This is a genomic window from Psychrobacter sp. TB67, assembly GCF_000511065.1.
GTDB classification, from domain to species: domain Bacteria; phylum Pseudomonadota; class Gammaproteobacteria; order Pseudomonadales; family Moraxellaceae; genus Psychrobacter; species Psychrobacter okhotskensis.
This window is the reverse complement of sequence record NZ_AYYA01000027.1, coordinates 1-7,495: the sequence shown is the minus strand read 5'-3', so window position 1 is coordinate 7,495 and position 7,495 is coordinate 1. Positions and strand designations below refer to the sequence as shown.

Annotated in this window: 10 protein-coding genes and 1 pseudogene; 4 read left to right on the top strand and 7 right to left on the bottom strand. The window is 39.7% G+C overall.

The annotated features are described in order from the left end of the window. Positions 1-208: pseudogene (locus W293_RS17400) on the top strand (hypothetical protein); the annotation flags it as partial. 14 nt (positions 209-222) lie between these two features. Here W293_RS17400 and W293_RS0103645 read toward each other — a convergent pair. The 6 genes from W293_RS0103645 to W293_RS0103620 all read right to left on the bottom strand — a co-directional run bounded on the left by W293_RS0103645 (position 223) and on the right by W293_RS0103620 (position 3,927). Continuing rightward, positions 223-1,566, bottom strand: a complete 1,344-nt coding sequence (locus W293_RS0103645) for an aminomethyltransferase family protein (RefSeq protein WP_025651148.1) — start codon at positions 1,564-1,566, stop codon at positions 223-225. Positions 1,567-1,581: 15 nt separating this feature from the next. Continuing rightward, a complete protein-coding gene (locus tag W293_RS0103640) occupies positions 1,582-2,142 on the bottom strand; it encodes a TetR/AcrR family transcriptional regulator (RefSeq protein WP_025651147.1) in 561 nt (186 codons plus the stop codon). Then, a complete protein-coding gene (locus W293_RS0103635) occupies positions 2,142-2,486 on the bottom strand; it encodes a DMT family transporter (RefSeq protein WP_025651146.1) in 345 nt (114 codons plus the stop codon). Before W293_RS0103635 ends, W293_RS0103640 begins: the two co-directional genes overlap by 1 nt. A 537-nt stretch (positions 2,487-3,023) precedes the next feature. After that, on the bottom strand, positions 3,024-3,290 hold the full coding sequence (locus W293_RS0103630; RefSeq protein WP_015060936.1) for a type II toxin-antitoxin system YafQ family toxin: 267 nt from the start codon (positions 3,288-3,290) through the stop codon (positions 3,024-3,026). Further along, positions 3,277-3,561, bottom strand: a complete 285-nt coding sequence (locus W293_RS0103625; protein WP_025651143.1) for a type II toxin-antitoxin system RelB/DinJ family antitoxin — start codon at positions 3,559-3,561, stop codon at positions 3,277-3,279. Before W293_RS0103625 ends, W293_RS0103630 begins: the two co-directional genes overlap by 14 nt. A gap of 90 nt (positions 3,562-3,651) precedes the next feature. After that, entirely contained in the window at positions 3,652-3,927 is a 276-nt protein-coding gene (locus W293_RS0103620) for a hypothetical protein (RefSeq protein ID WP_025651141.1), read from the bottom strand. Between the two features lie 452 nt (positions 3,928-4,379). Here W293_RS0103620 and mobV point away from each other — a divergent pair, with 452 nt between their 5' ends. Next, positions 4,380-5,288, top strand: a complete 909-nt coding sequence (gene mobV, locus W293_RS16050) for a MobV family relaxase (RefSeq protein WP_227502687.1) — start codon at positions 4,380-4,382, stop codon at positions 5,286-5,288. Positions 5,289-5,804: 516 nt separating this feature from the next. Further along, complete coding sequence (gene repM / locus W293_RS16930) at positions 5,805-6,755, top strand: replication initiation protein RepM (protein ID WP_084212265.1); 951 nt, start codon at positions 5,805-5,807, stop codon at positions 6,753-6,755. Positions 6,756-6,908: 153 nt separating this feature from the next. Here repM and W293_RS0103605 read toward each other — a convergent pair whose 3' ends face one another. Continuing rightward, complete coding sequence (locus W293_RS0103605) at positions 6,909-7,355, bottom strand: MerR family transcriptional regulator (RefSeq protein WP_025651139.1); 447 nt, start codon at positions 7,353-7,355, stop codon at positions 6,909-6,911. A gap of 34 nt (positions 7,356-7,389) precedes the next feature. Between W293_RS0103605 and W293_RS17580 the strand changes: the two genes are divergently transcribed. Beyond that, positions 7,390-7,495: DNA cytosine methyltransferase (locus W293_RS17580; RefSeq protein ID WP_156916415.1), on the top strand; the 106-nt coding region annotated here is incomplete at its 3' end.

Sequence of the window (7,495 nt, the reverse complement as noted above, 5' to 3'; positions counted from 1 at the left end):
TAAAATCTTTATTTTTCCAGAGCCTACCACCCAAAGCTTCATTATCTGTGAACAGGCGATTAGTGATTTGCCTAATGAAACTATTGCAGATGTTGAGGGCTACCCCATTGAAGCCCAAAGTAACTATCAGCGACTAATGCGAACGGATAGCAACACCTTATATAATCATCAGGCAACATTTCATATATTTTCTTGTTTTCTGTGCTGATATCAAATTGCCTTTCAAGGCAACGCCTTAGTATCGATATCACGGTTGCGAGGTAGGGTAAGATAAGGGAAACGGCTCACCTTGGCCCGTATTTTTTTTTGTCGTTTGCCTGGATTACCCCAGATAACCTCTAAGGTGGTACCTTCGATAGCATACTCAGTTTCAATAACCGCCAAAGAAATCATACGACGGTAATAAAACGAATAAATACGTCCGCTTGAAATACCTATACTGCGATTATCGATCTGTACCTCATCTGCCACAACAATAGAACTCTGCGTTGTCCAAATAGGATTGGCTGGGAATTCCATGAACTCAAAAGACTCACCAGACTCAAAATAAGAGGCATAGATATCTTTAATATCGTCCGCATACCATTCAAGCGTTACAATTTTTTTTGCTTGCTGCTGCATGGCAACTTCAAGGGCGGCTCTGCCAATGAAGTCATGATCAAAGGTGATCATATGCCCCCAACCTAAATCGATAGGGTTAAAATAACGACGGGTGATATCGACACCTGCACTGCCTGGCAGTTTGGCAAGCAAAGCATCGTATTTGCCATTTAAATAGTCCATAAAGTCTTCATCTTGGGCCCAAGCAGGTAAAAAGTGGATAAAGGCTTGGGCAAAACCATTTTCCGTATGATTCATGCCGTAAGCACGCATCCCTAGACGAACTAAGTTAAACGGTTGTCCTGCTGCCATTAAGGCTTGATAAACCAATGGAGCATCTTTGATATCCCCATGCACTTCATACGCCAGTGTGCCTGCTACGCCCAACCGAAAAATCCGCACAGCAATACCTGTTGGTGGTAGTTCACCCCCGTAGATATGCACTGTGCGATGCCAAATAAATTTAATATCACTGAGGGATTCTTGGGTGGCTGCCTCAAGAATTTTCAAAGATAAGGGACCACCCAGTTGGAACAGAAAGGATTTGCCTGTCAAATCTTCGATATTGACATCATAGTTGCCACGACTGGCAATGTATTCTAGGTAAGGCGATAAAAAATATGATACGAATGCATTATCCTCTGTGCGAAGCAGCATACCATCCGCCATCACATTACCCTTATAGTTACACATCACGGCATGCTTTGATGCACCAACGCTAAATCGGCTAAAATCGTTGATACAATGATCGCGAAACAATGTTAATGCATCGGGTCCTGTGATGCGTGCAGGCATTGGCGGATTTAGCCCAGCGTGCAAGTAGCAGCTCTCTTTCCATGAAAGGACTTCTGTTTTCCAGTCCATAAATTGATAAGGATAAAGATGCCCAAACGCCACATTGTAATCGGCAACGTCTTTAAAAAAAGGAATATAAGGGCTATAGGGAATAGTATTCTCTTGCTTCATCGGTGACTCCCGTCATTAAGTAGCATGCGTCATCTCAAGTAATTGCTGTTTAAGGGCATGTAAATCTTTTTTGGTAGTGAGCTTGCCGCCGTGTAATAAATGGGTGAACCAAATGCCATCGGCTGCCATTCTAGCTACTTCAAGCTGTAGGCTGTTATCGGTCTTTTGATGCTTCACCATACGTCCTGCCATCCACACATCCCAACGCTCAACTAACTCAGGTCTAGCACACAGCGAAAATGTCAAAGCTGAAGATAATCTATCATCAATACAGGCAAAGAAAGTGGCATGGATATAGGCTCTAGTAAAACGACCATAATCGACTGTATCTTTAGCTAATAAATCGTCAAGCAACTTGTCAAGCATCGCTAATTCACGGTCAAATACAGCTTCAATTAGAGCCTTTTTATTGGGAAAATGATGAAATAAAGCTCCTTTAGTGACCCCTGCTTCAGTTGCCACCTTATCAATGCTTACCCCTGCAAAGCCGTGCGTAGTCATTAAACTTGCGGTACTTTGTAATAAGCGATGCCGCACCATGTCAGGGTTTTTTTTAGGTCTATTCAGGTTAGTCATTAGCCATGTCCACTCATTTTAGAAAAGCCATTAATCACCACTACTCCAATCACAATCAGTGCAATACCTACAATGGCCGCCATATCTGGTTTTTGCTTAAAGACCAAGACGCCAATAACCGTTGTTAAGATAATCCCGAGACCACCCCAAGTTGCATAAGCAATGCCAATGGGTAAGGTGCGTAATGCCTGTGCCAGCATAAAAAATGATCCTGCATAAAATACCCCACAGATAAGAGTCGGCACAAGGCGAGTGAAATGCTCAGATTTGCCTAAAAACGTGGTAGCGATGACTTCAAGTACGATGGCAAAAAACAGAGCAGCATAGGATAAAAGCGAGTTCATAAAATTAACCAGTAGGAAAAAATCCTATTATACATACCAACTAGTTGGTATACATAATAAAATTTGTGACTTTTTTATGTTAAATTTCTTTAATGGGGTCAGCATAGAATCTGGAAAGATTAGCCCGCTAAGTAATTTCTTTGAGTTGATGAGCCAAAAGCAAAGCTCTCAAGCCATCTTGTTTTCTTTAAGTATATTACTAGTTTTTTCCCTGTACAGAACCTGACGTAGTGACACTAACTGTATTGGTATAATGATATATGCCATTGTGGCAGGCTATGCTCGACAACGATTAAAAAGCCCAAAATCTCGTTAGAATTTCAACCGAGCTGGTGCATCGTTTATGGGACTTGCAGGAACTTGGCTAGTGGTCAAAAGTTAAGAAGTTTTACAGTTGCTATATACGGTTTACCTTCAGCTAAATTGATATCAGGTCTGTGAATAGAGTATACCCCAGCGGAACTAGCTATTTCACTCCAAAAACCTATTAACAGACTACTCAAAACAGACTGTCATTGTGGAACCACTTAAAACAGGCTAATCAAACACCTCTGAATGGCTACCCAGCCTAACAAAATCTACCGTATCGCTCTGAACACGGTAGATAAGCACCAAATCAGGCTTAATATGGCAATCCCTAAACCCTTTATGATTGCCGGTCAACGCATGGTCTTTGTATTTAGCCGGTAGCGGTATATCGTTCGTCAAACAATTAAGCACCTCGCCCCATGCAGGAGTGAGCAAGCTTAGATAATTCTTTTTGGCATCTCTCTTAAACTGACTGGATACTTCAATGGATCTCATCAGCCTCGCCTTCTAGCTCATCCATCAAATCACCAAAGCTATCGTACTTAGTGCCGTTACCGCTCGCGACCTCTGCAATAGCAGCAAGTGTTTGCGCGTTGAGCTTAGGTTGTTGATAGTCAAAAGACAGAGGAATCGCATTAGTATCGGCTACTTGGTTCAAGAACAGTCTTATGGCTTGTGAAGGCGTTAGACCATAGCTTTCAAGAACAGAGAAAGACCTATCTTTCAGATCCTGGTCAAGCCGTATATTATAATTAGTTGTAGTCATAGCAATCACCTTTCGCTTATATTCGTACCCCCAATATAAGCGAAAGATGATTAAACCTCAATAACTATAGCGTTCCATCTTTTCGCTAATCTAAGTGGTAACAGTCTGCTCATTTAATCCAGCAAGAAAATCATCAACCGTTTTCTCAATGCTTTTTTGCATGACATACAGATCAGAAGTGGAGTACTTCCCCAGCTGATTTCTTTCATCCATGACTTCAAACAGCTTGCTTCTGACCACTTCTTCGTGTGTTTTATCGTCAATCAACAGCAAATTAAGCTTCACGACAGCTCTATTGTAGGCTTCTTGAGTGGCTTCAAGTTGAAGGCTTTTATTGCTAGCTACTGATACACCGATCATGCTCATAAATAACTCCGCTACTAGAATCATCTGTAGCTACAGATGATTTTTTTAGGTTAATAAGTTGTTTGTACCAGCCTAAGATTATGCCAGTGAATGACGAGAAGTAACGCTCTTATAATCCCTTTTTTGTAGCAGATTTTACGACAGATAAAAGACCCGTTATTTTCTACCTAATTTAATGACTACACCATACGCACCCTAAAGGGACTGCCAAATAGCTGATATTGTTAGGTTTATTGAAATTGAAGTGTTTGCAAAGTGCAAACAAAATCGTTCTTAGTTATTGATTTATAAAGAAAAAAGGTGTTTACAATCTGTAAACAGCCAAGTTGAAAAACAGTGAAAAATAGCCCTTTTTTACCGCCTTTTGCTGCAAAAATCACGCTTTCCTAACAAGCGAATTTATGGTGTAGTAAGTACACTTTAGTAAAATAACACTCAATTATAGGAAAAAAATGGCGATGAACTATGCAATTTTGAGGACGGCAAAATTAAAGACGATGGGCAACATTGGTGGCAGTCTTGCACACAGCTACCGAATGATAGAAACGCCCAATGCTGACCCCAACCTCACCCCTAAAAATCATCATAGCGTTGCTACCCCTGAAGCCGTCAAACAGATAATAAAAGATCGACTTCCTGAAAAAAGACGCGCTGATGCGGTGCTATGTATTGAGTATTTGATCACCGCCAGTCCTGAATGGGAAGGTTGGGGAAAAAGCCAAGAAGCTGAATTTTTTAAGCGATCTGCTCAGTGGCTCATGGATAAACATGGAGAAGGAAATATTGCAGGTATGAGTATTCATCGGGACATAAGTACACCGCAGCTGGTCGCTTATGTCGTTCCTATTGACCAAAAAGGGAAGCTCAACTGTAAGGGTTTTCTAGGCGGCAGGGTTAAGTTAAATCAGATGCAAACCGATTTTGCCAACACGGTCGCTGATTTAGGGCTAACGAGGGGCAAGGAAGGCTCTAAAGCCAAACATACCAGCATCAAGGAGTATTACCACGACATCAATCACGCGCGAGATTTTAGTATTACGACCGTAGCGCCTAAGCCTGAAATGTTTGAAAGCAAGGCTAGATATGGGGAAAAGGTCACAATAGCCGTTATTGAGCAAGTAGAACCCACTGTGAAGGCAGCAAACAGCATCCTGATGGACTACGAGAAGGCTAGATTGGATAAAAACGTTGCGGAAGCGAGCTATGACACCCTTAAAAAACGTGTTGAGCCTTACCTAGTGGCAATTCAAGGTTTAAATCAAGAGGAAATCGCTAGATTGAATGAAGCAATGCAGCTAGAAAGCCGTAAAATCGCCATAGAGAGAGTTAAATATGAAAGGGCTAGGTATCTATCAAAATAGAGAATGAAGGCTGTTAAATCTAATTACGTAGGCATATAGAGTGGTTTCTATACCTCATTACTAAGGTTAAAGAAAAATAAAATCAATAGAATGCTAAAAAATTTATAAATTTTAAAAAACCTACTGCTTTGGATGAAGTCAAAAATAAACTGATAAATAATTTTGAAAGTGTTGATCGATTATCTGATCCAAAAGAGAACAAAAAAGCCTCTGATATTTCGAGGTAACTAGGGCTTTTTTCTTTTATCTTTTCAGTTAGTAAAAAAAATAAGAAAATGCTTTTAATGCTTTTAATGCTTTTAATAGCTTTTAAGCTCGCTGTAGCCCTTACTGTTACTGACTTTCAGACCCCATTAAAGGACGTTTAGTTACCCATTAAAGGACGTTTAGTTACCCATTAAAGGACGTTTAGTTACCCATTAAAGGACGTTTAGTTACCATTAAAGGACTATTTATAATTTGACCTTTAGATGACTTAATGTAATATGTCATTAAATACTTATGGATAAGATGGTTATGCACACTAAAAAAAACCTAGTCGTAAAAACTAATCAACTGAATCAGGCATTACAAACTTTATCATTGGCTGAAGTGCGAATTATTCAACTAGCCATAGTTGATGCTAGAGAGACAGCCACAGGATTAAGTACAGACAAGCCGTTACGAATTGATGCCACTCGTTATGCAGAGGTATTTGAAACTACACGGCAAAATGGCTATAAACGCATGAAAGAAGCTGAAGAAACCCTATTTAATAGACGTTTTACCTACCTTGATGATAATGGTAAGCCGATTAAAAGCCGTTGGTTGCAGCAGGTACAATATCATGATGGTGAGGGCGCAATAGAAATAGTATTTACTCTTGCTGTTGTAGAAGGTATCAGCCGTATCAATGGCTTAGAACAGTTTTTTACCTCGTATTTGCTAGAGCAAACGACACAGTTTGATAGTGTTTATTCAGTACGCCTTTATGAGTTATTGACGCAATGGCGCACAGCTAAAAAAACACCATGTTTTGAGATAGGGGTTTTTAGAGACCAGATGGGGCTAGGAATCAATGAATACAAAGCGATGTGTGATTTTAAGAAACGTGTTTTAGACCTTGCTACAGATGAGATTAACAAAAAATCGGATCTTAAAGTCAAATATGAGAACGTAAAAAAGGGACGCAAAATTATAGGTTTTACTTTCACTGTTCATGAAAAGCCAAAAGCTAAGACTGATGTAGTTAGTAAGGAGCGCGACGCCAGTACAGCAGATATGTTCACGGTTGATGGACTGAATGATAAGCAGCTAGGGCGTATTGCTCGTAACCCTGCTTTTATGGCGGAATACAATCATTTAGTAAGTCCTACCAGCCTAGCTGGACAGTCACAACAAGGATGGGAATTTGAAATGATTAACCGCCTTAAAAAAGACCCTACACAGTTTAATAAACGTCCTATCAAAGAATATCTTGAATACTAGGTCTGATGAGTGTGTTAGATGGGTTCGGTTCCCTAGTGAGGACTTGAACGCTAAACTGTGGGTTAATGGTATTAACGTTTTAACTTGCTGAGATAAGCACAGTGTACTTCATGGTGTACTTACCACACATATTCTATTAGTGATTGGTGCGATTCAGGTTAAGGAGAGCTGCGCCGCTATTCGTTTTTCCCATTCAGAGTTAGAAATGAAGCCAATATTTTCTGACTTTATTTCTTCTAAAATAGTATAACAAGCACTAAGCTGGTTAATAGTATTGATGATCTCAGTTTTTTGACGTTTCGCCTTAGTAAGTTTTTCGGAAATAGTAATTAAATCTTTATCAATATTGAGAGTGCCATTGAAATGATCATTCAGGTATCTTTTACATTCGTTAAGAGTAAAACCGATAGCTTGTGCGTCTTTAATCATTTTAATACGCTCAATACATTCAGGATGAAATTCGGTGTATAGGCGTGATCCTGCTTGGCGTTTTCGAGATTTCAGTAGTCCCATCTCATCGTAATGACGAATAGTATCTTTGGTTGTGTTAGCTTGTGTTGCTAAAGCTCCTATTAATAAAAATGATGTATCAGATTCCATACTATAACCTTAAAAATATAATTTTTATCTAGTTTTGAATAACTATACCGTAACCTATAAAATACTATTGGCTTCTGAATATGGTGTACCCCAAAACAGACGTAGTGCTTTTTCTATTGGTTTAAAAAATGGTAAAATCT

Coding starts and splice junctions, on each gene's coding strand:
- W293_RS0103645 (WP_025651148.1), bottom strand. CDS start 1,566: ATGAAGCAAGAGAATACTATTCCCTATAGCCCTTATATTCCTTTTTTT.
- W293_RS0103640 (WP_025651147.1), bottom strand. CDS start 2,142: ATGACTAACCTGAATAGACCTAAAAAAAACCCTGACATGGTGCGGCAT.
- W293_RS0103635 (WP_025651146.1), bottom strand. CDS start 2,486: ATGAACTCGCTTTTATCCTATGCTGCTCTGTTTTTTGCCATCGTACTT.
- W293_RS0103630 (WP_015060936.1), bottom strand. CDS start 3,290: ATGAGATCCATTGAAGTATCCAGTCAGTTTAAGAGAGATGCCAAAAAG.
- W293_RS0103625 (WP_025651143.1), bottom strand. CDS start 3,561: ATGACTACAACTAATTATAATATACGGCTTGACCAGGATCTGAAAGAT.
- W293_RS0103620 (WP_025651141.1), bottom strand. CDS start 3,927: ATGAGCATGATCGGTGTATCAGTAGCTAGCAATAAAAGCCTTCAACTT.
- mobV (WP_227502687.1), top strand. CDS start 4,380: ATGGCGATGAACTATGCAATTTTGAGGACGGCAAAATTAAAGACGATG.
- repM (WP_084212265.1), top strand. CDS start 5,805: ATGCACACTAAAAAAAACCTAGTCGTAAAAACTAATCAACTGAATCAG.
- W293_RS0103605 (WP_025651139.1), bottom strand. CDS start 7,355: ATGGAATCTGATACATCATTTTTATTAATAGGAGCTTTAGCAACACAA.